At 69.3% G+C, this 23,345-nt stretch carries 26 protein-coding genes, 1 tRNA gene and 1 riboswitch; of the genes, 14 read left to right on the top strand and 13 right to left on the bottom strand.

Going from position 1 to position 23,345, the window contains the following annotated elements; genetic code table 11:
• Positions 1-48: 48 nt before the first annotated feature.
• The gene (locus ACIO3O_RS18450; protein ID WP_401746808.1) at positions 49-723 is read right to left on the bottom strand and encodes an ATP-binding protein; all 675 of its coding nucleotides are present in this window, start codon (positions 721-723) and stop codon (positions 49-51) included.
• A gap of 184 nt (positions 724-907) precedes the next feature.
• Here ACIO3O_RS18450 and ACIO3O_RS18445 point away from each other — a divergent pair, with 184 nt between their 5' ends.
• The 6 genes from ACIO3O_RS18445 to ACIO3O_RS18420 all read left to right on the top strand — a co-directional run bounded on the left by ACIO3O_RS18445 (position 908) and on the right by ACIO3O_RS18420 (position 4,566).
• Positions 908-1,756, top strand: a complete 849-nt coding sequence (locus tag ACIO3O_RS18445) for a helix-turn-helix domain-containing protein (RefSeq protein ID WP_401746806.1) — start codon at positions 908-910, stop codon at positions 1,754-1,756.
• A complete protein-coding gene (locus ACIO3O_RS18440; protein ID WP_401746803.1) occupies positions 1,753-1,947 on the top strand; it encodes a DUF397 domain-containing protein in 195 nt (64 codons plus the stop codon). Before ACIO3O_RS18445 ends, ACIO3O_RS18440 begins: the two co-directional genes overlap by 4 nt.
• The gene (locus ACIO3O_RS18435) at positions 1,947-2,141 is read left to right on the top strand and encodes a DUF397 domain-containing protein (RefSeq protein WP_401746802.1); all 195 of its coding nucleotides are present in this window, start codon (positions 1,947-1,949) and stop codon (positions 2,139-2,141) included. The genes ACIO3O_RS18440 and ACIO3O_RS18435 overlap by 1 nt, the downstream gene beginning before the upstream one ends.
• 277 nt (positions 2,142-2,418) lie before the next feature.
• The gene (locus ACIO3O_RS18430; RefSeq protein ID WP_401746800.1) at positions 2,419-3,183 is read left to right on the top strand and encodes an excalibur calcium-binding domain-containing protein; all 765 of its coding nucleotides are present in this window, start codon (positions 2,419-2,421) and stop codon (positions 3,181-3,183) included.
• A 307-nt stretch (positions 3,184-3,490) separates the two neighbouring features.
• Positions 3,491-4,168, top strand: coding sequence for an excalibur calcium-binding domain-containing protein (locus ACIO3O_RS18425; RefSeq protein ID WP_401746798.1), 678 nt, complete (start codon positions 3,491-3,493; stop codon positions 4,166-4,168).
• Positions 4,169-4,254: 86 nt separating this feature from the next.
• Positions 4,255-4,566, top strand: coding sequence for a hypothetical protein (locus ACIO3O_RS18420; RefSeq protein WP_401747140.1), 312 nt, complete (start codon positions 4,255-4,257; stop codon positions 4,564-4,566).
• Between the two features lie 42 nt (positions 4,567-4,608).
• Here ACIO3O_RS18420 and ACIO3O_RS18415 read toward each other — a convergent pair whose 3' ends face one another.
• Positions 4,609-6,009, bottom strand: a complete 1,401-nt coding sequence (locus ACIO3O_RS18415; protein ID WP_401746796.1) for a DUF445 domain-containing protein — start codon at positions 6,007-6,009, stop codon at positions 4,609-4,611.
• A gap of 327 nt (positions 6,010-6,336) precedes the next feature.
• Here ACIO3O_RS18415 and ACIO3O_RS18410 point away from each other — a divergent pair, with 327 nt between their 5' ends.
• The gene (locus ACIO3O_RS18410; protein WP_401746794.1) at positions 6,337-7,674 is read left to right on the top strand and encodes an SGNH/GDSL hydrolase family protein; all 1,338 of its coding nucleotides are present in this window, start codon (positions 6,337-6,339) and stop codon (positions 7,672-7,674) included.
• A gap of 331 nt (positions 7,675-8,005) precedes the next feature.
• Here ACIO3O_RS18410 and ACIO3O_RS18405 read toward each other — a convergent pair whose 3' ends face one another.
• The 4 genes from ACIO3O_RS18405 to ACIO3O_RS18390 are packed head-to-tail and all read right to left on the bottom strand — an operon-like array spanning position 8,006 to position 11,332.
• The gene (locus ACIO3O_RS18405) at positions 8,006-8,641 is read right to left on the bottom strand and encodes a DUF1707 domain-containing protein (RefSeq protein WP_401747138.1); all 636 of its coding nucleotides are present in this window, start codon (positions 8,639-8,641) and stop codon (positions 8,006-8,008) included.
• A gap of 47 nt (positions 8,642-8,688) precedes the next feature.
• Positions 8,689-9,669, bottom strand: coding sequence for an ATP-binding cassette domain-containing protein (locus ACIO3O_RS18400; protein WP_401746792.1), 981 nt, complete (start codon positions 9,667-9,669; stop codon positions 8,689-8,691).
• Positions 9,670-9,675: 6 nt separating this feature from the next.
• Entirely contained in the window at positions 9,676-10,527 is an 852-nt protein-coding gene (locus ACIO3O_RS18395) for an ABC transporter permease (protein WP_401746790.1), read from the bottom strand.
• A complete protein-coding gene (locus ACIO3O_RS18390) occupies positions 10,520-11,332 on the bottom strand; it encodes an ABC transporter permease (RefSeq protein ID WP_401747136.1) in 813 nt (270 codons plus the stop codon). Before ACIO3O_RS18390 ends, ACIO3O_RS18395 begins: the two co-directional genes overlap by 8 nt.
• A gap of 235 nt (positions 11,333-11,567) precedes the next feature.
• On the opposite strand from ACIO3O_RS18390, the gene ACIO3O_RS18385 reads away from it, so the two are divergent.
• Positions 11,568-13,997, top strand: a complete 2,430-nt coding sequence (locus ACIO3O_RS18385; protein WP_401746788.1) for a transglycosylase domain-containing protein — start codon at positions 11,568-11,570, stop codon at positions 13,995-13,997.
• Positions 13,998-14,071: 74 nt separating this feature from the next.
• On the opposite strand, the gene ACIO3O_RS18380 is transcribed toward ACIO3O_RS18385, so the two are convergent.
• The 3 genes from ACIO3O_RS18380 to ACIO3O_RS18370 all read right to left on the bottom strand — a co-directional run bounded on the left by ACIO3O_RS18380 (position 14,072) and on the right by ACIO3O_RS18370 (position 15,270).
• Positions 14,072-14,392 carry a DMT family transporter gene (locus tag ACIO3O_RS18380; RefSeq protein WP_401746785.1) on the bottom strand — a complete coding sequence of 107 codons (321 nt, stop codon included), beginning with the start codon at positions 14,390-14,392 and terminating at the stop codon, positions 14,072-14,074.
• 38 nt (positions 14,393-14,430) lie between these two features.
• A riboswitch (guanidine-III (ykkC-III) riboswitch) is annotated at positions 14,431-14,521 on the bottom strand.
• A gap of 45 nt (positions 14,522-14,566) precedes the next feature.
• Positions 14,567-14,905 carry a GroES family chaperonin gene (locus tag ACIO3O_RS18375; RefSeq protein ID WP_401746783.1) on the bottom strand — a complete coding sequence of 113 codons (339 nt, stop codon included), beginning with the start codon at positions 14,903-14,905 and terminating at the stop codon, positions 14,567-14,569.
• Positions 14,906-14,949: 44 nt separating this feature from the next.
• Positions 14,950-15,270, bottom strand: a complete 321-nt coding sequence (locus ACIO3O_RS18370) for a DUF3618 domain-containing protein (RefSeq protein ID WP_401746780.1) — start codon at positions 15,268-15,270, stop codon at positions 14,950-14,952.
• 129 nt (positions 15,271-15,399) lie between these two features.
• Between ACIO3O_RS18370 and bcp the strand changes: the two genes are divergently transcribed.
• The 5 genes from bcp to ACIO3O_RS18345 all read left to right on the top strand — a co-directional run bounded on the left by bcp (position 15,400) and on the right by ACIO3O_RS18345 (position 19,235).
• Positions 15,400-15,867, top strand: coding sequence for a thioredoxin-dependent thiol peroxidase (gene bcp / locus ACIO3O_RS18365; protein WP_401746777.1), 468 nt, complete (start codon positions 15,400-15,402; stop codon positions 15,865-15,867).
• A 138-nt stretch (positions 15,868-16,005) separates the two neighbouring features.
• Positions 16,006-17,502: a glycine betaine/L-proline transporter ProP gene (gene proP / locus ACIO3O_RS18360; RefSeq protein ID WP_401746775.1), complete on the top strand. Its 1,497-nt coding sequence runs from the start codon at positions 16,006-16,008 to the stop codon at positions 17,500-17,502.
• A gap of 148 nt (positions 17,503-17,650) precedes the next feature.
• The gene (locus tag ACIO3O_RS18355) at positions 17,651-18,277 is read left to right on the top strand and encodes an HNH endonuclease (RefSeq protein ID WP_401746772.1); all 627 of its coding nucleotides are present in this window, start codon (positions 17,651-17,653) and stop codon (positions 18,275-18,277) included.
• A complete protein-coding gene (locus tag ACIO3O_RS18350) occupies positions 18,274-19,152 on the top strand; it encodes an HNH endonuclease (RefSeq protein WP_401746770.1) in 879 nt (292 codons plus the stop codon). Before ACIO3O_RS18355 ends, ACIO3O_RS18350 begins: the two co-directional genes overlap by 4 nt.
• Before the next feature lie 5 nt (positions 19,153-19,157).
• A tRNA-Leu gene (locus ACIO3O_RS18345) sits at positions 19,158-19,235 on the top strand.
• 51 nt (positions 19,236-19,286) lie between these two features.
• On the opposite strand, the gene rdgB is transcribed toward ACIO3O_RS18345, so the two are convergent.
• The 4 genes from rdgB to ACIO3O_RS18325 all read right to left on the bottom strand — a co-directional run bounded on the left by rdgB (position 19,287) and on the right by ACIO3O_RS18325 (position 21,440).
• Positions 19,287-19,889: an RdgB/HAM1 family non-canonical purine NTP pyrophosphatase gene (gene rdgB / locus ACIO3O_RS18340; RefSeq protein ID WP_401746767.1), complete on the bottom strand. Its 603-nt coding sequence runs from the start codon at positions 19,887-19,889 to the stop codon at positions 19,287-19,289.
• A gap of 9 nt (positions 19,890-19,898) precedes the next feature.
• Entirely contained in the window at positions 19,899-20,285 is a 387-nt protein-coding gene (locus ACIO3O_RS18335) for a hypothetical protein (protein ID WP_401746766.1), read from the bottom strand.
• A gap of 72 nt (positions 20,286-20,357) precedes the next feature.
• A complete protein-coding gene (gene rph, locus ACIO3O_RS18330) occupies positions 20,358-21,104 on the bottom strand; it encodes a ribonuclease PH (protein ID WP_401746763.1) in 747 nt (248 codons plus the stop codon).
• A gap of 102 nt (positions 21,105-21,206) precedes the next feature.
• The gene (locus ACIO3O_RS18325; RefSeq protein ID WP_102916862.1) at positions 21,207-21,440 is read right to left on the bottom strand and encodes a glucose PTS transporter subunit EIIB; all 234 of its coding nucleotides are present in this window, start codon (positions 21,438-21,440) and stop codon (positions 21,207-21,209) included.
• A 563-nt stretch (positions 21,441-22,003) separates the two neighbouring features.
• On the opposite strand from ACIO3O_RS18325, the gene ACIO3O_RS18320 reads away from it, so the two are divergent.
• Positions 22,004-23,272 (top strand): PTS transporter subunit EIIC, encoded by a 1,269-nt coding sequence (locus ACIO3O_RS18320; protein WP_401746759.1) that lies wholly within the window; start codon positions 22,004-22,006, stop codon positions 23,270-23,272.
• Positions 23,273-23,345: the final 73 nt, after the last annotated feature.

Raw genomic sequence — 23,345 nt, 5'->3', positions numbered from 1 at the left:
CAGCTGGTTGCCTGCCTGCCCTGAAACACCTCGCGCCAGCCGAGCATGCTACGCCGCATCCGCCTCGAAGTATGTCTGCGCCCGGTCCAAGGCCTCGTCCGGGTCGCAGCCGTGAGCGCGCAGCCAGTGGAGGAGGTCTGTGATCAGGTCGATGGCCGCCTCCTCCGCGAGCGCGGTGCCGAGCCGGCCCGTGGTCGGCGAGTGCTGGTGGCTGGCGGGGCGGTAGAGCGTGAGGTGTTCTTCGGCGCGGGCTACTCGGGGGTTTCTCGCGTGGCCGTTCGCGGTGGTGAGGTCAGTGGCCAGTTCGCACCACACCGCCTTGACGTCCGCGTGCAGGGTCACGCCCCAGCGGTCGGTGACCGCGTCGACCAGTGCCATTCCGCGGCCGGACTCGTCGTCGTTGTCGGCGTCCAGGAGGGTCGGGAGGGCGCGGGTGTCCGGGTCGTGGAGTTCCAGGCGGAGGTAGGTCTCGTTCATGGAGACCGCGAGCGTGGTGGGGGTTCCGGGGCCGACGTGTTTGATGACGTTGGCGATCAGTTCCGTCGCACAGATCTGGGCCGGGTCGATCAGTTCCGGCAAGCACCAGAGGATCAGGTGGAGGGCCAGTACTCGCCTCACCCCTGCAGCCTCCTCCGGTAGCGCGCAGAAGGGGAGTTCCCAGGGCTTCCGATGCACGCACCCGTACTCGCCGCTGGCGCCGCTCTCTTCTCCGTGGATCAGCATTCGCTTCCGCCTCCCGCGCACCTCGTCGTGCACTGCGTGACCGTCGGTCACTCTTCGTGAGAGCGTGGCAGTGCCGATCCCGTCGTGCAATGTGCAAGAAGGGATTAGCTCGAATGAGTGATTGGCGAAACGCCGAGCTTCCTATGGGATGGAACTTCCGCTACGGCACGAGGAGTTGAAGCAGATGGCCGGTTCGCCCACCGCGCGGCGCCGACGGCTGGCGATCGAACTCAAGAAGCTGCGCGAAGAGAGCAGCCTCACCTGCAACCAGGTAGGTAAGGAGCTCGACTGGAGCGGGTCCAAGGTCAGCCGGCTGGAGACTGGGCAGGGGCGCGTACAGCCTTCGGACATCGATGCGCTGTGTCGCTTCTACGGGACCTCAGACGAGATGCGCGAGCTGCTGAAGTCGCTCGCCAAGGACTCGAAGACCAAAGGGTGGTGGCATGCTCACGGCGATGCTGTGCCGGCCTGGTTTTCGGTGTACGTGGGCCTGGAGCAGGCTGCCTCCGGACTCCGCACGTATCAGAACGAGTTCGTTCCGGGACTGCTTCAGACCGCGGATTACGCCGCCGCGCTGACCCGGGCGTCGAGTGACCACGAGCCCGAGGAGATCCAGCGGCTCGTTGATGTGCGGATGCGGCGGCAAGAACTGCTGACCGATCCGACCCCGCCGGACCTCTGGGCAGTGGTACACCAGAGCGCACTCATGCACGTCATCGGCAGTAGCCAGGTGATGACCTCGCAGCTCGAACGTATGCTGGAAATGGCGAAGTTGAGCAACGTGACGGTGCAGGTCCTGACCTTCGACGCGGGGGCCTATCCAGCGACGGGGACTTACACGATTCTCGGCTTCCCTGAGCAAGAGGATCCGGATGTGGTTTACCGCGAAGGGCTGACCGACTCGGTCTACCTGGAACAGCCCACGGACGTGCACCTCTACACAAAGGCGTTCGATCACCTGCGGGCGATGGCGCTGAGTCCTCAGAGATCAGCCGCGCTGATCCGTAAGACCCTGGAGGAACACTCCCGATGATCCGGTCCGCAGAGCCGAGTTGGCACAAGAGCAGTTACAGCAACGGTACGGGAGGGGAGTGCGTCGAGGTCGCCTGCGTCTCCGCACACACTGCCGTGCGCGACTCGAAGGCCCCTGAGGGAACTCAGATCACTCTGCGGCGCGCAACGTGGACGGAGTTCATACGAGCGGTCCGGGGCGGGGAGATGTAATGACGAACGACGCCCTTGTCTGGTTCAAGTCCTCCTACAGCGGGGGGGGGGCGAACACCGAGTGCGTAGAGGTCGCGGGCACGCGGAACGGGGCGTCGGTGCGGGACAGCAAGGTGGTTGAGGGCCCGCGAATCAGCGTGAACGATGCCTCTTGGAGTCACTTCATCGGTGCGCTTCGCAGCAACACGCTCTAGTAGAAGCGCCATTGAGGGCGCCGAGCCGTACGGGGAGTCGGGACTCAAACGACTACTTCAAGCCAAATGTTCACTGCTTGAGCACATGATCTCCACAGCACTGCCATCATCGGCCTCTCGGTTCGTCTGATGCCTTGGGGGGCTCGTGGTGATGGGGATACGTGCAGGTGGCGTGCGGCAGCGCGGGGTCGCGGGGTGTGCCGTTGCCGTTGTGGCGGCGGTGACGCTGGCCGGGTGTGGGGGTGGGGCCGGGGCGGATGCCAAGCCGGTGGGGGGTGTGGCTACGCCCACCGCCAAGGAGAGCGTGACGGCGACGCCGTCAGCAACGGAGGCAGCGCCGACGCCCGCCACCGGTGCGGTCGGGGCCGTGGACGACAGTGCCGGCGTGAAGGGTGCCAAGCCGGTGGTGGTGGAGGTGCTGGCGAACGACACCTTCACGGCGGCGGGGGGTGCCGCCGAGGACTTCAAGGAGGCTGTCGGGAAGGGGGAGTTCACGCTGGCGCTGGAGTCCGCGCCCACGGTGGGGACGGCCGTGGTCGGGGGCGGCGGGAGCAGCTTCACGTACACGCCGAAGGCGGGGTTCGGGGGCGAGGATGAGTTCACGTACAAGGTGACCGTTGAAGGGGAGGGCGGGGCCGGGACGGTCAGTGGTACGGCGGTCGTGCGGTTGACGGTGGCGGCGGCCAAGCCCGCTGCCAAGCCCGCGCCGGTCAAGACCAAGAAGCCGCCGGTGAAGGTCTCCTACAAGAACTGTGCCGCCGTACGGGCCGCCGGCGCCGCGCCGATTCGGCAGGGGCAGCCCGGTTATGCGGCGCACCTTGATCGGGATGGGGATGGGGTGGGGTGTGAGCCCCATGAGGGTGGGTCAGGGTCGGGTGGCGGGTCCGGGTCCGGGGGTGGATCGGGGTCCGGGGGTGGCGGCAGTGTTTCGTACAAGAACTGTTCCGCGGTGAGGGCCGCCGGTGCCGCGCCCATCCGGCGGGGGGATCCCGGGTACGGGCGACACCTCGACCGGGATGGCGACGGGGTCGGCTGCGAGTAGGAGTGGACGGGGTCCTCGGTGGCGTGAAATCGCGCCACCGGGGGCTTCGGCGGTGGTGCCGGGGCGGGCGGCACCAGGGGTGGCGAATCCGACATAGGGGCGGTTTCAGGTGGTTTGAGAGGCGACTTTCGGTCATTCAGCGACCCCTGATGCACCTCGGCCTCCGTCGCACTGTCATCATCAGCCTCTTGATTCGCTTTCGAACCTCCGGACGAATGTCGCGCTCCGGATCGGATGCCTTGGGGGGCACATGCAGTGGGTGAGAGGTGCCGCCCTTCGGCGGTCCGTCGTCGTCGGTGGAGCTGTCATGGCCATGGCCGCGGCCCTGGTCGGGTGTGAGACGGGGGCGGACGGCGCGAAGCCGGGGGCGAGTGCCAGTGACGGGGTCGTCGCGCAGGCCGCGAAGGCCGGGCCGCCCTGGATGCAGCTCGTCGACGACGCCGAGGACACCGAGGACGGCAAGAAGGTCGTGCTTGAGGTGCTCAAGAACGACACCCTCGCCCCGGCAGGCACTCCCGCCGCGCCCTTCCTCGGCGCGGTGGAGGCGTCCGAGTACACGCTCACCCTCCACACCAAGCCCCGGCACGGGTCGGCCAGCATCAAGGGCACCCGCGTCACGTACACGCCGACCTCCACCTACGTGGGCGAGGACGACTTCATGTACGAGGTGCAGGTCAAGGAGATGAAGGGCAAGCCGGTCGGCGCCAAGCCGGTCAAGGGCACGGCCGTCGTACGCATCACCATGAACACCCCGGGACCCGCCACCTCCGCCAAGAAGTCGCGCGGAACGACGGACGCCGCCGGTGCGCCGAAGAAGACCAAGAGCTCGACCGCCGAAAGCACCGGAACCGGTACCGGAACCGGCTTCACCTACAAGAACTGCGCGGCCGTCCGCGCCGCCGGCGCCGCCCCGATCCGCAAGGGCCAGCCCGGCTTCGGCGCCCACCTCGACCGCGACGGCGACGGGGTCGCCTGCGAGCGGTAGGGACAGCCAGGGGCGGGAGCGGCCGGTTCGGGTGTCCCGATAGCCTCGCAGGACACACGTTCGTGTCACAGCTGGAGGCAGTAGTCATGGTCAAGGTGCCCGCATCCCTCGTTGCCGCTACCGGGCTGGTCGGTGGGTACGGGGTGGCCCGGTGGACGAAGAAGCGGCCGCTCGGGGGTGTGGCGTTGGCGGCGGCGGGGGCCGTGGCTGCGCGGCAGTGGCAGCAGGAGGCCGGGGGGAAGGTCGCGGCGGGGCTGACCGGGTTGTACGTGGCCGGGTTCGCGGGGTCGCACCCGCTGGCGAAGAAGGTCGGGGCGTGGCCCGCGGTGTTCGCCGTGGCGGGTGGGGTCGCGGCCGCCTCGTGGGCCGCGACCCGGTGCGGTAAGTGCGGTAAGTAGGGTCCGTACGCGAGGGCCCGTACGCGAGGGCCCGTACGGGCGTCAGGCGCCGAAGGCCTTCGAGATCGTGTAGATCAGGAGGCCGACCAGGGCGCCGACCACCGTTCCGTTGATGCGGATGAATTGCAGGTCACGGCCGATGTGCGCCTCGATCTTGCGGGAGGTGTGGGTCGCGTCCCAGCCCGCGACGGTGTCCGTGATGAGGGACGTGATCTCGCTGCGGTAGGTCGTGATGACGTAGACCGCGGCACCTTCGACCCAGCCTTCGAGCTTGCGTTGCAGGCGGCCGTCGGTGGCCAGGCGGGTGCCGAGGGAGATCAGGGAGGCACGGACCCGCAGACGGAGCTCCGAGCGGTCGTCGTCGGCGGCGGCGATGATCATCGCGCGGACGGCGGACCAGGCGGACGCGATCACGTCCTGGACCTCGGGGCGGTTGAGGATCTCGGACTTGAGGCGCTCGGTGCGGGCGCGGGTCTCGGAGTCGGACTGGAGGTCCGTGGCGAAGTCGGCCAGGAAGCGGTCGATGGCGCCACGGGCCGGGTGGGTCGGCATGTCCCGTATTTCGGTGACGAAGCGCAGGAGCTCGCGGTAGACGCGGTCGCCGATCTTGCGGTCGACGAAACGCGGGGTCCAGCCGGGGGCGCCGCCCTGCACCGCGTCCATGACCGAGTCGCCGTGTTCGACCAGCCAGTCGTGGGCGCGGGTGCAGATCAGGTCCACGGCCCGGTGGTGGGCGCCGTCGGCGACCACCTTGTCGAGAGCCTTGCCGAGGCCCGGCGCGATCTCGGCGGATTCGGCGCGACGGGTGATGGCCTCGCCGACGACCGCCTGTACGTCGGAGTCGCGCAGGATGGTGAGGGCTCCGCGCAGGGCTGTCGCAAGCTCCTCCGTCACCCGGTCGGCGTGGGCCGGGTCGGCCAGCCACGCGCCCAGGCGGCCGCCCATGTCCAGGGGGGCCAGGCGGGCGCGGATGACGTCCTCGGAGAGGAAGTTCTCGCCGACGAAGTCCGCGAGGGAGACGCCCAGCTGGTCCTTCTTGGTGGGGATGATCGCGGTGTGCGGGATGGGGATGCCGAGCGGGTGCTTGAAGAGGGCGGTGACGGCGAACCAGTCCGCCATCGCGCCCACCATCCCGGCCTCCGCCGCCGCCGCGACGTAGCCCGCCCAGCCGCCCAGCCCGCTGTGCTGCGCCCATTTGGCCAGGACGTAGACGAGGGCGACAAAGAGGAGCAGGCCGGTGGCCGTCGCCTTCATACGGCGTACGCCCCGCTGCTTCTCCTCGTCGGCCTCGCTGAACGCGAAGGGCTGGCGGGGGGTGGAGGGGGGAGCAGGAGTGGGGGGCGGGGTGGAGTGGGCAGGCTTGTCGAAGCGGGCCGGTCCACCGTCCGCGCCGTCGCCCCGTGCCCGTGCGGGCTCCGTCGGTCCCTTGTCGTTACGTTCCATGCGCCTCGTCCGTCGCCCTTCGCCGTCCCGGCCCGTTCCCGGCCCGTTGCCGTCCTGCTTCCGGTTCCCGTATCCCCTGCCGCGTACGCGCGGGAGCACGACCCTGCGGGGCCGGGGGAACCTCCGTACCTCCGTACACGAAGACCCCTCAGTACCGTCCCTACCTGTCCTACTCCCGGAACGCACCCCGAGTTCCCGACGTCTCAGTCCTCGATGCCGTACCGCATCATGGTGAACAGATGTGCAGATGATCAGACACGAGCGTCATGAGCAGTCATGAGTAGTCACGAGCAGTGACGTCGCAGTGATACGAGGAGTCTCCCCAGCATGACCCGGCGCCACGGTTACGCCCTGCTGGCCGCACTGGCGGCGGTGGTCGTACTGATCTCCTGCGGCATCTTCGCCCTGACCGGTCTCTCCGGCGGCGACGGCGCGGCGCGTGCCGGGCAGCAGGGGCGGGGGGACGGCGGTCAGCACGGCGGGGGCGACGGGCTGCGGCCGGCCGCCTCCAAACGGTGGATCGGGACGTGGGCGGCCTCCCCGGTGGGTCCCGAGCCGCGTACCCCGCGCGGCCTGGCGGGTCATTCCGTACGCAACGTCGTGCACACCAGCATCGGCGGCACCAGCGCCCGCATCACCCTCTCCAACCGCTTCGGGGACGAGCCGCTGCTCATATCCCACGCCTCCATAGCCGTGGCCGCCGACCAGGGGGCACCGGCGGCCGCGCCCGGGACCATGCGGTCGGTGACCTTCGGCGGCAGGCCGTACGTGATCATCCCGGCGGGCGGGAGCGTCGTCGGCGACCGGACCGCGATCCAGGTGCCGTACGACGGGGACCTGCTGGTCACGACGTACTCGCCGCGGCCGAGCGGCTCCGTGACGTACCACCCGCACGCCCGCCAGACGAACTACAGCGCGCTGGGGGACCACACGGAGGACATGTCCGGCGGCGGGTACCGGATGCGGACGAACAACTGGCGCTACCTGACCGGCGTGGACGTGCTGAACGCGGACGCCGACGGGGCGGTGGTGATGTTCGGCGACTCGATCACGGACGGCATCACCTCGACGGTGAACGCCAACCGCCGCTGGCCGGACGTCTTCTCGGACCGGCTGCGGGCGGAGGCCGGGGCCCCGCGCTACGGCGTCCTCAACCAGGGCATCAGCGGGAACCGGCTGCTGAGCGACAACCGGGGGCCGAGCGGCCTGTCCCGCTTCGAGGCGGACGCGGCGGGGCGGCCGGGGGTCAGGGCGGTGGTGGTCCTGCTGGGGATCAACGACATCATCGCGCCGCCGCACGAGAGCGACCCGGGGAGGATCGTGGCCGGGCTGCGGGAGCTGGTGCGGCAGGGGCACGCGCGGGGGCAGCGGATGATCGGCGGGACGCTGCTGCCGTTCGGGGGACACCCGGCGTGGACGAAGGAGCGGGAGGCGGTGCGGGGGGCGGTGAACGCGGAGATTCGGGCGGGGCGGGTGTTCGACGGGGTGGTGGACTTCGACGGGGCGGTGCGGGGGGCGGCCGGGGCGGGGGTGGTCCGGATGGCGCCGGAGTACGACTCCGGGGACCACCTTCACCCGAGTGATGCGGGGTATCGGCGGATGGGGATGCTGGTGGAGTGGTCGCTGTTGCGGGGTGGGGCGGGGGCTTCGGCGGTACGGTCCTGAACTCCTGCGCGGGCCTTCCGTGCCCCGTCAGGGGCGCGGGGAACTGCGCGACCAGCCCCCCACTCACCCGCACGGACCCGTGCAATCGCCGCGCGGCGAGCGCTTTAGGGAAAGGGGCGGGTCCGGGGCCTCTCCTGCCTGAGCAGGACGGGGCCGCATGTCCGGTACGGGGGCGGGCCCGGGGCCCCTTTGGACGCGCACCCGGTGCCGGGGCTGGGCCAAGGGGCGGCACCCGGGCGGGCCGGGAGCGGGAGGGGCCGCCCCCTTGCCCGCCCGTCCCGCCCCCGGGGGGCGGCCCCGCCGCCCAAGGGGGCTGGGAGGGAAAGGGCCTTCAGAGCTCCTTGCGCCGCTCCCCCCGCAACCGCTCCTTCTCCGCCCTGCGGAGCTTGCGGTCCACCCCCACCCCGCCCATCAGGGCGAACCCCGTGACCCTCACCCGGGGCGACCCCGGCGTCCCCTCCCCCGTGGCCTTGTCGTCGAAGCCGCCCATGATGCCGATGCCCCGCACCTCCACGTGCAGGTCGTTCGGGACCTTCACCTGGATCCCGCCCATGATCGTGATGCAGCGGATCGTCACCTCGCGCTCCTCGAACCGCGCCTCGCGCAGATCGATCTCCCCGCCGCCCCACATCGCGAACGACGTGAAGACCCGTGGCACGCTCCACTGCCCCCACCTCTTGAAGCCGCCCCAGAAGGCGAACGCCCCCTTCGAGGTCGCCGGAACCCCGATCCGGGAGGCCCAGGACGTCACGGAGGCGTCCTGGCCCCGCACCCCGGGCAGCACCATCGGCGCCGTCTCGGCGGACACCGGCAGATCCCGTACGAGGACCTGCAGCTCTCCCTGCGTACGGGACTTGTACGCCGCGCCGAGGCGCTCGTCGAACTCCTCCATGTCGAGCCGCCCCTCGGCGACCGCCTCGCGCAGCACCTCGGCCACGCGCTCGCGGTCGGCGTCGGACGCCCGCAGTTCAGGAAGGTGTCGGTCCCCAGCATCCCCAGCACTCGTCATACGCGTCAGATTAGCCGCGCGCCCTGCGCCCCGTCCGCCCCGCCCGCGTACATCTTCGCGATCACCGCCTCGATGTCCGGCTCGCGCACGGACAGGTCCAACAGGGGGTACGAGGCGGCCAGTTGGGCCACCAGGGGCGCCGCCGACACCGACGCCGGGAAGGCGAGCCACTGCCGGGGCCCCTCCACCTTCACCACCCGCGCCAACTCCGTCTCCACGGGCGGCAGTTCGTGCTCCAGGTCGACGACGAGGGTCCGCTCGCTCTCCCCCACCTCGTGCAGCCCGGCCAGCGCCCCGTCGTACATCAGCCGCCCGTGGTCGATGACCATGACCCGCTTGCAGAGCTGCTCGATGTCGGTGAGGTCGTGGGTCGTCAGTAGGACGGTCGTGCCCAGTTCCGCGTTCAAGTCCCGCAGGAACTGCCGCACTTTGGACTTGGAGACGACGTCCAGCCCGATCGTCGGCTCGTCCAGGTAGAGCACCTCGGGGTCGTGCAGCAGCGCCGCCGCGATGTCGCCCCGCATCCGCTGCCCGAGCGACAGCTGCCGTACGGGGACGTCCAGCAGTTCGGCCAGGTCCAGGAGCTCCACGCAGCGCTCCATGTTCGCCGCGAAACGGGCGTCCGGGATCCGGTACATGCGGTGCATCAGCCGGTACGAGTCCTTCAGCGGCAGGTCCCACCACAAAGTCGTCCGCTGGCCGAAGACGACCCCGATCCGCGACGCCAGCCGGGTGCGTTCGCGCGCCGGGTCGATGCCCGCGACCCGCAGGCGGCCGCCGCTGGGGGTGAGGATGCCGGTGAGCATCTTGATGGTGGTGGACTTGCCCGCGCCGTTGGGGCCGATGTAGCCGACCATCTCGCCGCGCGGGATCGTGAAGCTGATCCCGTCGACCGCCCTGACCTGCCGTTTCTCCCTGCGCAGGAAGCCCGTTTTACGGCGTACGTCGAAGACCTTCTCGACGTTGTCCAACTCGATGAGATCCATCGCCCCTCAACTCCCCGTACTCCGGTACGACCGCAACCCCGCCCGCCACAACAACCCCGCCACCGCCCAGAACACCACCGCCACCAGCGGCGGGGCGAAGGCGAACCACCCCGGGACGTCCAGCGGGTACGGCCGCCCCAGCACGTACATCGCCGGAATCCAGTTCACGAAGGCCAGCGGCAGCAGGAAGGTCACCCCGCGTACGAGGTCCTTGGCGAAAACCGTCGGCGGGTACTGGAGCAGCGCGTTGCCCCCGAAGGTGAACGCCGACTGCACCTCCGCCGCGTCCTGCGCCAGGAACTGGAACGCGCCGCCCATCGTGAACAGCGCCGCGAAGATCGCCCCGCCGCTCAGCAGCATCATCGGCACCATCACCACCTTCAACGGCGTCCACTGCACCTGGTCCAGCTGCCAGATCGCGTACGCCATCACCGCGAGCCCCTGGGTGATCCGGCCGATCCGGCGCAGCGCGAACTGGTCCGCCGCCAGCTGCGCCAGCACCGGGACGGGCCGCACCAGCAGCGTGTCCAGCGTGCCGTCGCGGACCCGCTGGCCCACCTTGCCCATGGTGCCCATCAGGAGGTCACCGATGCCCAGGGCCGCACCCGCCACCCCGTACAGGAAGGCCACCTCGCCCAGCGAGAAGCCGCCGAGCTGCTCCACGTGCCCGAACATCAGCAGCACGGCCACGAAGTCGAGTCCGGTGCCCGCGAAGTGACCGATCGTGGTCAGGGCGAACGAGGCCCGGTACGCCATCGTGGAGCGCACCCACATCATCGCGATGAGCCCGTACGCCCGGAAGCCGTCCCGCGCGAGCGCCCACCGCCCCCGCGGCGGAATCAGCGTCTGCTCAGCCACCCTGCACCACCACCCGCCGTGTCGCCGCCGCCTGCATCGTGCGCCCCACCGTCAGCAGGGCGAGGGCCCAGGCGGCCTGGAAGGCGTACGCGGCGAGCAGGTCCCAGCCCGTGCGCACCCCGAGGAAGACGTCCGCCGGGATCTGGAGCAGCGAGGACCACGGCAGTGCCCGCGCCACCTCGCCCAGCAGGCCGGGGAAGAGGTTGAGGGGCAGCAGCATCCCGGAGAAGAACATGCCCGCCAGCCAGGAGAGCTGGGTGACGCCCGCCCCGTCCAGCAGCCAGAACGCGCTCAGCGCCACCAGGTAGCGCAGCGCGAAGCTGACCACCAGGCCCAGGAAGACCGCCCCTAGGAAGGCGGGCCAGCGCCACCACGGGGTGGGCATGGCCAGTTCGAAGGCGAACGAGCCGATCGCCATCGGCACCACGCCCCGGCCCAGGAGTTGGAAGGCACTGCGCCCCAAGTCGGCGGCCAGCCACCACAGTTGGAGGTCGGCGGGGCGGTAGAGGTCGGTGACGATCCCGCCGGTGCGGATGCGTTCCATCAGGTCGTTCTCGAAGCCGCCGCCCATCAACGAGGCGGCGGCGAGCAGGGCTTGGCCGATCCAGACGTACGCGAGGGCCTGCGGCAGCTCGTAGCCGCCCAGGTGCGGACGTTGGTCCCACAGGGCCGTGTACGCGTACGCGAGGATGAACCCGAAGACGGTGTTGGTGAAGACCCCCGCCAGGGTCGCCGCACGGTACGTGGCGTACCGGCGGAACCCTCCGACGGCCACGAGCGCGTACAGCCGCCAGCGCACCCGCACCTCCCCCACCCCCTCACTCGTTGAGCCACTTGGCTCGCCGCATGCCGCCGACACCGAAGCGCACGACCCTAGCCCAACGGGGTCACCGGCCGCGAGCGATTACTCGCCCTGTGTGAGGACGAGTGGGATTCGCGGTAGAGCACGGTGTTTTATGGAGGCGCAAGCGAATCGCCCGATACGACACCGTTATGCCGGAGTGTGAACCTCTGGCCGCGTCCGAGGAGTCTTCACAGGCATGAGCGACGAGCCACAGCAGCAGCCGGGCTGGGCCCCCCGGGACCCCTCCGTCCCGGAACCGGGCCCGGACTCCGACGCCCCCGACGACGCCCCGGGCAAGAAGAAGCGCCCCAGGCGCACCGGCTGGCGGCGGCTGATCCCGACCTGGCGGATGCTGCTCGGTACGTTCGTGCTCCTCGCGGTGCTCCTCGTCGGCGCCTTCATCGCCGGCTACACGATGGTCAAGATCCCCGCGGCCAACGACACCGCGACCGCCCAGTCCAACGTGTACCTCTACGCCGACGGCACCCCGCTCGCCCGCGACGGCGAGGTCAACCGGGAGAACGTGAAGCTGTCCCAGGTCCCCAAGGAGATCCAGCACGCGGTGCTGGCCGCCGAGGACCGGGGCTTCTACAGCGAGCCCGCCGTGGACCCGCAGGCGATGCTCCGCGCCGCCTGGAACACGGCCACCGGCAAGGGCAAGCAGTCCGGCTCCACCATCACCCAGCAGTACGTGAAGAACTACTACCTGGCGCAGGAGCAGACCGTCACCCGCAAGGTGAAGGAGTTCTTCATCGCGATCAAGCTCAACCGGGAGGAGTCCAAGGACTACATCCTGGAGGGCTACCTCAACACCAGCTACTTCGGCCGCAACGCGTACGGCATCCAGGCCGCCGCCCAGGCCTACTACGGCAAGGACATCGAGCAGCTCGGCGCCCCCGAGGGCGCCTACCTCGCCTCCCTGCTGAACGCCCCCAACGCCTACGACGTCGCCACCCACCCGGAGAACCGGGGCAAGGCACTGGGCCGCTGGAACTACGTCCTGGACGGCATGGTCACCGAGGGCTGGCTCAAGCAGGCCGACCGGAAGAAGATCACCTTCCCGCAGCCGCAGCAGGCCAAGCCCGCCGGGGGCCTCTCCGGGCAGCGCGGCTACATCGTGCAGGCCGTCGAGGACTACCTCACCGGCAACAAGGTCATCGACGAGGAGACCCTCAACACCGGCGGCTACCGGATCACCACCACCCTGGAGAAGCCGCGCCAGGACGCCTTCGTGCAGGCCGTCGAGGACAACGTGATGAAAAAGGTCGACGCGAAGAAGCGCAAGGCCGACCGCAACGTGCGCGTCGGCGGCGCCTCCATCGACCCGGCCACCGGCAAGGTCGTCGCGATGTACGGGGGCATCGACTACACCAAGCAGTACGTCTCCAACGCCACCCGGCGCGACTTCCAGGTCGGCTCCACCTTCAAGCCCTTCGTCTTCACGGCGGCCGTCGAGAACGGCTCCACCACCCAGGCCGGGGCCCCGATCACCCCGAACACCACGTACGACGGCACCAACAAGCGGCCCGTCGTCGGCAGCCCCATCGCGTTCGCGCCGGAGAACGAGGACGACGTGTCGTACGGGAACATCTCCGTGCGCACCGCCACCGACAAGTCCGTGAACTCGGTGTACGCGCAGATGGCCGTGGACGTCGGCCCCAAGAAGGTCAAGGAGACCGCGGTCGCCCTCGGCCTGCCCGAGGAGACGCCCGAGCTGAACCCGTACCCCTCGATCGCGCTCGGCGTCGCCACCGCGAGCGTGCTGGACATGACCGAGGCGTACGCCACCCTGGCGAACCACGGCAAGCACGGCACGTACTCACTCGTCGAAAAGATCTCCAAGAACGGCGAGGACCTCCCGCTGCCCCGGCAGGAAGCCAAGCAGGTCGTCTCCAGGGCCGCCGCCGACACCACCACCGCGATCCTGCAGAGCGTCGTCGAGGGCGGTACGGGAGCGGCCGCCAAGGCCGCCGGACGCCCGGCGGCGGGCAAGACCGGCACCGCCGAGGAGGACAAGGCGGCCTGGTTCGCGGGGTACACCCCGGACCTGGCAAGCGTCGTCGCCGTGATGGGCGCCGACCCCGACACCGCCGTGCAGAAGCCGCTGTACGGAGCGCTCGGCCAGCCCCGCATCAACGGCGGCGGCGCGCCCGCCGAGACGTGGGCGCAGTACACGGGTGCCGCCCTGAAGGGCAAGGAGGTGAAGGAGTTCGACCTGGAGGTCGAGGCGGGCTCCGAACTCCCGGTCAACCCGCCGCCGGTCGCCCCGCCCGTCGCACCCCCGCCGGGCCAGGACACCGGCGGGCAGCAGCCCGGCACCGACAACGGCGGAGCCGCGGCCAACGGCGGCCAGCAGGGCGGCCAGACCGGCGGCGCGGCCACCACCGGCGGCGGCCAGACCGGCGGCACCACCAACGGCGGCGCCACCGGCGACGGAGGCGGTGACAACGGCGGCGGCCTGATCGGCGGCAACGACGGCGGCACCGCCACCGACGGAGGCGGCGACCAGGGCGGCGGCGACAACGGGGGCGGCGACGGCGGCGACCCCAACCCCGTCGGCGGCCTGATCGGCGGCGGCGAACAGGGCCGCCGCCCGGCGGGCAGCGGGGACGCACCGCCCAACTAGCACCGCGCGACCAGCACCGCCCAACCAGCGCCGCGAAACCAGCGCCGCGAAACCGGCCCCCTCGGCCGCTGCCGCTAGTGGCCGGAGGTCGCCTTCAGGCCGACCACGGCCACCAGCAGCAGGCAGACGAAGAAGATCCGGGCGGCGGTGACGGGCTCGTTCAGCACGAGCATCCCGACCACCGCCGCACCGGCCGCCCCGATGCCGACCCACACGCCGTACGCCGTACCGATGGGCAGCGTCTTGGCGGCCTGCGAGAGCAGCACCATGCTGACGACGATCCCGGCACCGGTGAACACGCTCGGCCACAGCCGGGTGAACCCCTCGGTGAACTTCATCCCGATCGACCAGCCGACTTCGAGCAGACCGGCGACGACCAACAGAACCCATGCCATGACGGCACCTCCGAAACGAGAACGCGGAACAACTCACGGGTGCGTCGTCTTTGCGAAGGGTTCCCGCAGGAATCCCAGCCCGGTACGGCGCGTCTCGTCGGGGTCCCTCCAACGTAGCAAAGGGAACGCAAAAGGGCCTGGTGACGCTGGTCACCAGGCCCTTTTGCGCGTGTTCTACAGGTACAGGCCGGTCGAGTCCTCGGACACCCGCTCCGAAGCCACCGCGTGCAGATCGCGCTCGCGCATCAGCACGTACGCCGTGCCGCGCACCTCGACCTCGGCGCGGTCCTCGGGGTCGTACAGCACCCGGTCGCCGGGCACCACGGTCCGTACGTTCTGCCCGACGGCGACCACCTCGGCCCACGCCAGGCGCTTGCCGACGGCCGCCGTGGCCGGAATCAGGATGCCGCCGCCCGAGCGGCGCTCGCCCTCGGGGGTGTCCGACTTGACCAGCACGCGGTCGTGCAGCATCCGGATGGGCAGTTTGTCGTCGTGGTGGGTCTTCTCGCTCACGTCACGCAACCTACCTGTCCGGGCTCCGGCCGACCCCCGGAGGGTCAGCCCTTGCGGCGGCGCGAGGACACCAGGAGCAGGCCCACGACCGCCACCGCGACCACGGCCACCGGCACCAGCCGGTCGATCCGGGGCGCCCCGTCGGCGTCCACGAACTGCGCCCGTACGTCCGTCACCTTGCGGTTCACGGCCACGAACGCACGCCCGGCCGTCTCGTCGACGGCCGACCTCGCCTTCGCCTTGACGTCGCCCATGATGGTCGCGGGGTGCAGCCGTACACCGATCTCGTCGAGCGTCACAGCGAGCTGGTCGCGCCTGCGGACGATGTCCGCCTCGATCTGCGCAGGGGTCCTGGCTTCCGACACTGCGCCGCCTCCGTGGTCCGGTCCGGTAATCCGTCGGGAGCAGTCTGTCAGCTCCCGCGCACTCGCACCCATCGGCACCCCCATTACGCTCAAGCCGTCATCCACCCCCTACCCGACGTGGGAGTCCTCATGAGCGAGCGCCTCGTCCCCGGCGACACCGCCCCCGCCTTCACCCTGCCCGACGCCGACGGCAACGACGTCTCCCTCGTCTCCCACCAGGGCCGCAAGGTCATCGTGTACTTCTACCCGGCCGCCCTCACGCCCGGCTGCACCAAGCAGGCCTGCGACTTCACCGACAACCTCGACGTGCTGGCCGCCGCCGGGTACGACGTCATCGGCGTCTCCCCCGACAAGCCGGAGAAGCTGGCGAAGTTCCGCGAGAAGGAGTCGCTGAAGGTCACCCTGGTCGGCGACCCGGAGAAGACGACGCTGGAGGCGTACGGGGCGTACGGCGAGAAGAAGCTGTACGGCAAGACGGTGACCGGCGTCATCCGCTCCACGATCGTGGTCGACGAGGACGGCAAGGTCGAGCACGCCTTCTACAACGTCAAGGCCACCGGGCACGTCGCAAAGATCATCAAGGACCTGAAGATCTGAGCGGAATGCACCGCTTCACGGCATCCGTGACAGGAATCCCACCCCCACCGGGTGGGATTTTTGTTTGCACCGGTCGCAATCGCGCAGACGTACCTCTTGGAACACCTGCACCACTTGCCTTCAGGAGAGGACCCGCACATGACGCCCACCGCCCCCGAAAGGGCCGAGGACCCCGAGGCGGTCAAGCGTCACCGCGTCCTCTTCCGCGCCCTCAACCGCCGCAAGAACCCGCCACTGCGCCGCTCCGACATCACCGTCACGGACGAGGCGGCCGTCAAGAGAGCCGTGAAGGCCGCCTCCCTCGGCAACGCCATGGAGTGGTTCGACTTCGGCATCTACTCCTACCTCGCCGTCACCCTCGGCCATGTCTTCTTCCCTTCCGGGAACGACACGGCCCAGCTGCTCTCCTCCTTCGCGACCTTCGCGGTGGCCTTCCTGGTCCGTCCGCTCGGCGGGATGTTCTTCGGCCCGATGGGCGACAAGATCGGCCGCAAGAAGGTCCTCGCGCTGACGATGATCCTGATGTCGATCGGCACCCTCGCCATCGGCCTCATCCCGTCCTGGGACTCCATCGGCGTCTGGGCGCCGATCCTGCTGATCTTCTTCCGCATGCTCCAGGGCTTCTCCACGGGCGGCGAGTACGGCGGCGCGTCGACCTTCATCGCCGAGTACGCGCCCGACAAGCGCCGCGGCTTCTTCGGCAGCTTCCTCGAATTCGGCACGCTGGCCGGTTACGTCGGCGCGGCGGGCCTGGTCACCGCCCTCACCGCGATCCTCGGGGACGACTCGATGCGCGAGTGGGGCTGGCGGGTGCCGTTCCTGGTCGCCGCCCCGATGGGCCTCATCGGCCTCTACCTGCGGATGAAGCTGGACGAGACCCCCGCCTTCCAGAAGCTGGAGAACGAGAACGCGCGCGCCTCGGAGGCCGCCGACGCCGTCGAGAAGTCCACCAAGGGCGACCTCGGCCGCATCTTCCGCGACTACTGGCCCACCCTGATCCTCTGCATCTGCCTGGTCGGCGCCTACAACATCACCGACTACATGCTGCTCTCCTACATGCCCACCTACCTCTCCAAGGAGCTGGGCTACTCGGAGACCCACGGCCTGCTGATCCTGCTGGCCGTCATGGCCTTCCTGATGGTGATCATCAGCCAGGTCGGCAAGCTGAGCGACCGCTTCGGCCGCAAGCCCCTCCTCATGACGGGCATGATCGGCTTCTTCGTCCTCTCCCTCCCGGCCTTCCTCCTCCTGGGCCAGGGCAGCATCCCCGCGATCGTCGGCGGCCTGCTGATGCTGGGTCTGTCGTTGGTCTGCCTGCTGGGCACCATGTCCGCCGCCCTCCCGGCCCTCTTCCCGACCTCGGTCCGGTACGGCTCCCTCTCGGTCGGCTACAACCTCTCCGCCTCGCTCTTCGGCGGCACGACCCCGCTGGTCGTCACCGGCCTGATCGCCTGGACCGGCAACAACCTGATGCCGGCCTACTACTCGATGGCGGCGGCCCTGGTCGGCATCATCGCGGTGGCCTGCATGAAGGAGACCGCCCAGAAACCCCTGGAGGGCTCCCCGCCCTCGGTGGAGACCAAGGAGGAGGCCGCCGAACTGGTCGAGGCCCAGGCCCGCGAACCGAAGTTCTGACGTCTCCTTCTCCCCTCCGCATCCGGAATGCCGTGCACCAGTTCAACTGGGGTACGGCATTCCGTATTTCGGACGTGACCATCCGATAAACGGCTCGTTGCTCTGTACGAGGCTGCGAACGTGCGGCCGGGAACGGAGGGAGTTCGGGATGCCGGAACTCAAGTACGCGCCCCGCTTGTTGGCCAAAGCGGCAAGGGAGTCGACGAGTTGGCACGAGGCGGTGAAATGGTTCGGGCATGAGCCCACCGTGGGAGCCCGCTCCTATCTCCGCCAGAAGATGAAGCGGGCAGGGGTGGACACGACCCACTTCGAGAACACCGGAGTGCGGCACACGGAGGCACGGCTGCGCGAACTGGTCGCCACGTCGCAGACCACCAAGGAAGTGGTGCGGAAGCTGGGCATCAGCCCCGTGGGCGGAAACCAAGCACACATCGGGCGTCGAATCGCGGAACTGGGCATCGACACCTCCCACTTCACCCAGCCCCGGAGTGGCCCCAAGGGAGCACGGGGCCCGGTACTCGCTCTGGGATCACCGGACCAGGGCCGCATTCCGGGCGAACGCCTGCGCAGGAACCTCCTGAAGTTGGGGATATCCGAGACCTGCGCCAACTGCGGGACCGGCCCCGAATGGAACGGACGCCCCCTCCGCCTTGAGGTCGACCACATGAACGGCGACTGGTGGGACAACCGCCCGGAGAACCTCCAGCTCCTCTGCCCCAACTGCCATGCGGTTACGGATACATACCGTGGCCGGAAGCGACGGTTCGCGGCATGAGTCGAGCGATGTATCCGCGCAAACTGCTGGAACGTACAGCGGCAGTTTCCACCAGTCTCGTTGACCTGCTCCGCAGGCTCGACGCCACCATGGGGGCCAAACCCCTGCGGTACCTGGCGAAGCGGCTGGAGCACTACGGGATCGACACGACACACTTCGTCGATGAGCCTTTGCCACCACGCCAACACCGCTCGTACGCGACGGAATTGCTCGCGGAAGCGGCGGCCCACTCCACCAGCATCCGAGAGGTGTTCGAGTACCTGGGCTACCCACCGGAAGACTGCCCGTACGGTCTCGTTCGCCGACGTCTGGACCGGGACGGGATCGACACCTCGCACTTCGTGCGCCGTGGCACCGCGGGGGTGGAGAAGAAGCTCATACCGCACGCCGAGTTGGCGTCCGCCATTGCCACATCCACGAGCCTGGCCAGCATCATCAGGCAACTCGGGCTCGTCGACAACGGTAGATCACGCGCACTCATCAAGCGCAGCGCTGAGGTACACGGGCTCTCGCTCGCCCAGCTCAGAGGACAAGGCCACAGCCTCGGCAAACAGTCACCTTCCCGCAAGAAGGCGGGCGACGTGCTGACCCTCCGCGACCCCGGAGAGTCCCGGACCAAGACCCGGCTGCTACGCCGCGCACTCGACGACCTGGGGGTTCCCCACTGCTGCGCCGAGTGCGGCATCGGCGACACCTGGCAGGGCAGACGCCTCGTGTTGGAGGTCGATCACATCAACGGTGACCGTCTGGACAACCGCCGCGAGAACCTCCGCTACCTCTGCCCTTGCTGCCATAGCCAGACGGCAGGTTTCTCCCGGCGGGGTGCCAAGAGCCCCAGGCTCTTGGCACCCCCGGCGACAGACGCAGTAGGGTAACCCGCGAGCCCGTACCCCAGTCCGGTCTGAGAGGGCGCCGGTTTAGGTCCGGTGTGTCGTGGGTTCGAATCCCACCGGGCTCACGGATGAAAGTGGCTGGTCCCTGGCACAAGGGGCCAGCCACTTTTTCGCCCTCAGCCCAGCAGTTCCCGCAGCACCGGGACCAGGGCGCGGAAGGCCTTGCCGCGGTGGGAGATGGCGTTCTTCTCGGCGGGGGAGAGCTCCGCGCAGGTGATGTCGTGGCCGTCGGGCTGGAGGATCGGGTCGTAGCCGAAGCCGTTCCTGCCGACCGGGGCGTAGCGCAGGGTGCCCGGCATGGTGCCCTCCACCACCCTCTCCGTGCCGTCGGGGAGGGCGAGGGCGGCCGCGCAGGCGAAGTGGGCGGCGCGGTGCTCGGGGCCGATGTCGGCGAGCTGGGCCAGCAGGAGGTCCAGGTTGGCGTGGTCGTCGCCGTGGGTGCCGGACCAGCGGGCGGAGAAGATGCCGGGGGCGCCGTGCAGGACGTCGACCGCGAGGCCGGAGTCGTCGGCGATGGCGGGGAGGCCGGTGGCCTTGGCCATGGCGTGGGCCTTGAGGAGGGCGTTCTCGGCGAAGGTGACGCCCGTTTCCTTGACGTCCGGGATGTCGGGGTAGGCGTCGGTGCCGACCAGCTCGTAGGGCAGGCCGGCGTCGGCGAGGATCGTGCGGAGTTCGGTGATCTTGCCCGCGTTGCGGGTGGCGAGGATGAGGCGGGTCATGTCCCCAACCTACGGGGTGCAGACCTTGCCGATTTCGGAGGCGGCGGAGGTGACGGGGGTGAGGTCGGGCGTCGTGTCGCCGCCGTCGATGGCCTTGCGGACGTTGTCGACGCCGGTGCCCAGGTCCTTGACCGCCTTGGAGAGGTCGGCGTTGTCGGTCTTGTCGCCGAGGGACTTCAGTTCGCGGTCGATGTCGTTGAGGGCCTGCTGGGAGGCGAGGGGGTCGTTCGCGGCGTTGGAGACGGCCGTGCTGAGCCGGTCCACGCTCGCGGCGATGGTGGTGGCCGTGTTGGCGCAGTCCAGGGCCTTGTCGAGGGCTCCGCAGCCGACGAGGGACGTGACCGTGAGTGCGGTGGCCGCGAGGGCCAGGGCGGTGCGGCGTACGTACGACTGCATGGAGCGGGTCCTCCCCCGAGGAACGGCGACAGTGGACGGGCGTACGGGGTTCAAGCCGTACGCCCGTGACTGTCAGGACGCGTCGGGGGTGTCCACGGTTGCCAGCGCACGCGCCTGGAGCGCGGAGAGGTCGGCGCAGCCGCCGGCGGCCAGGTCGAGGAGGGCGTTGAGCTCCTTGCGGTCGAAGGGCTCGGCCTCGGCGGTGCCCTGGACCTCGACGAAGCGGCCGTCGCCGGTGCAGACGACGTTCATGTCGGTGTCGGCGCGCACGTCCTCCTCGTAACAGAGGTCGAGGAGCGGGACGCCGTCGACGATGCCGACGGAGACGGCGGAGACGGTGCCGGTGAGGGGCTCGCGGTTGTGCTTGATGAGCTTCTTGGACTTGCCCCAGGCGATGGCGTCGGCGAGGGCGACGTAGGCGCCGGTGATGGCGGCGGTGCGGGTGCCGCCGTCGGCCTGGAGGACGTCGCAGTCCAGGACGATGGTGTTCTCGCCGAGCGCCTTGTAGTCGATGACGGCACGCAGCGAGCGGCCGATGAGGCGGCTGATCTCGTGGGTGCGGCCGCCGATCTTGCCCCGGACGGACTCGCGGTCGCCGCGGGTGTTGGTGGCGCGCGGGAGCATCGAGTACTCGCCGGTGACCCAGCCTTCGCCGCTGCCCTTGCGCCAGCGGGGGACGCCTTCGGTGAAGGAGGCGGTGCAGAAGACCTTCGTGTCGCCGAAGGAGACGAGGACGGAGCCCTCGGCGTGCTTGCTCCATCCGCGTTCGATGGTGACCGGGCGGAGCTGTTCGGGGGTGCGGCCGTCGATTCGAGACATGGGTCGAGCCTAGTCGGAACGGGTGAAGGGGCTGTTCCGGTCATGACGGAGGGCCCGTTTCCCTGGCTGGAAACGGGCCCTCGGTGTCACGGGGGTCCGTGACTACATCATGTCTTCGATCTCACCGGCGATCGGGTCGGCGTCGGTGCCGATGACGACCTGGATCGCGGTGCCCATCTTGACGACGCCGTGGGCGCCGGCGGCCTTGAGGGCGGCCTCGTCGACGAGGGCCGGGTCGGCGACCTCGGTGCGCAGGCGCGTGATGCAGCCTTCGACCTCTTCGATGTTGTCGATGCCGCCGAGTCCGGCGACGATCTTCTCAGCCTTGGTGGCCATGTGTTTCTCCCTGAATGATCAAAGGTCGCTGCGTCACGCCGCGTCGGCCCAGCGTCGGCCGCTTTGTCACGTTAACCCACGGTTGGCCCAACTTCTCGGGCGCACGTGGGGGCGGTGGCGAAAGATGACGATCACCGGTGTTGCGTGGTCGATCGCCCCCGGGACCGTATCGCAACTGGTCTACACCAGTGTGCAGCAGCCGTCAGGCCTGGCTTGATTCCGCTCCGGGAGGGCGCCGATGAAAGGGACCCGGTGGCCGCGCTCCAACGCCCCAAGTAGCTGTATACAGCAAGCGGTTCGGGGCTTAGGCCTCTCCCCCCAAGGCCGTCCGACCTCCGAAAGCCAGGGGCCTTTGTCCGCTATGAACAGATGTGTCCCAGACCACCGGAATCGAAGGTTCCTTATCTCGCCCTCACCGTGTTACAACTGGTCTACACCACTGAGTGGTGTAGACCACGCGGCCCCGACCGGCCCCGCCGAATCGGACGCGTGAACCCCGGAGACGCCGCCGTCCCAAGTCTTTTCCATGTCCTTGGCGGCGCCTTGCCCCCATGGAGGATCAGATGCCCAAGGCCAGCGCCGCCGCCCCCGCGGCCGAGAAGAAGAAGGGCGCGGGCGTGATGTCGGTCATGCAGCGCATCGGCCGCAGCCTCATGCTGCCGGTCGCGGTGCTGCCCGCCGGCGCGCTGCTCATCCGTCTCGGCCAGCCCGACATGCTGGGCCGTGAGTTCTTCGGTGCCTTCATCAACAAGATCGCCACCTTCATGGCGGCCGGTGGTTCCGCGATCATCGACAACATGGCGATCCTGTTCGCCGTCGGTATCGCGATCGGCTTCGCCAAGAAGTCCGACGGTTCCACGGCGCTCGCCGCGGTCACCGGCTACCTGGTCTTCCAGAAGGTGCTCGCCACCTTCACCGACGGCAACCTGCCGAAGGTCGCCGCAGTCGTCGACGGCAAGATCGTGATGAACGAGGCCCCGGTCAACGCCGGTGTCCTCGGCGGTGTCGTGATGGGTCTGATCGTGGCCCTGCTGTACCAGAAGTTCTACCGGACCAAGCTGCCCGACTGGGCGGGCTTCTTCGGCGGCCGTCGTCTGGTCCCGATCCTCTCGGCCTTCGCGGGTCTGATCGTCGGCATCATCTTCGGTTACATCTGGCCGGTCCTCGGCGCCGGTCTGCACAACTTCGGTGAGTGGCTGGTCGGCTCCGGCGCGGTCGGCGCGGGCATCTTCGGTGTCGCCAACCGTGCGCTCATCCCGGTCGGCATGCACCACCTGCTGAACTCCTTCCCGTGGTTCCAGGCCGGCGAGTTCGACGGCAAGCACGGCGACATCGCCCGCTTCCTGGCGGGTGACCCGAACGCGGGTCAGTTCATGACCGGCTTCTTCCCGATCATGATGTTCGCCCTCCCGGCGGCCTGCCTGGCGATCGTCCACTGCGCCCGCCCCGAGCGTCGCAAGATCGTCGGCGGCATGATGTTCTCGCTCGCCCTCACCGCCTTCGTGACCGGTGTGACCGAGCCCATCGAGTTCACCTTCATGTTCCTGGCCCCGGCGCTGTACGCGGTCCACGCGGTGCTGACCGGTGTCTCGATGGCCCTGACCTGGGCGCTCGGTATGAAGGACGGCTTCGGCTTCTCGGCCGGTGCGATCGACTTCCTGCTGAACCTGGGCATCGCCACCAAGCCGTGGATGCTGGTCCTGGTCGGCCTCTGCTTCGCGGTCGTCTACTACTTCCTGTTCCGCTTCGCGATCACGAAGTTCAACATTCCGACGCCGGGCCGCGAGTCCGACGAGGAGCTGGCGGAGCTGCAGAAGGCGGAAGCCAAGTAAGCCTGCAGTACGCATGAGGAAGGGCCCCGGAACCGATCGGTTCCGGGGCCCTTTCGCGTGGGGGCTGTGCGGT

The organism is Streptomyces sp. NPDC087440, from assembly GCF_044744005.1.
GTDB lineage: Bacteria > Actinomycetota > Actinomycetes > Streptomycetales > Streptomycetaceae > Streptomyces.
This window is presented reverse-complemented; position numbering and strand designations above follow the sequence as displayed.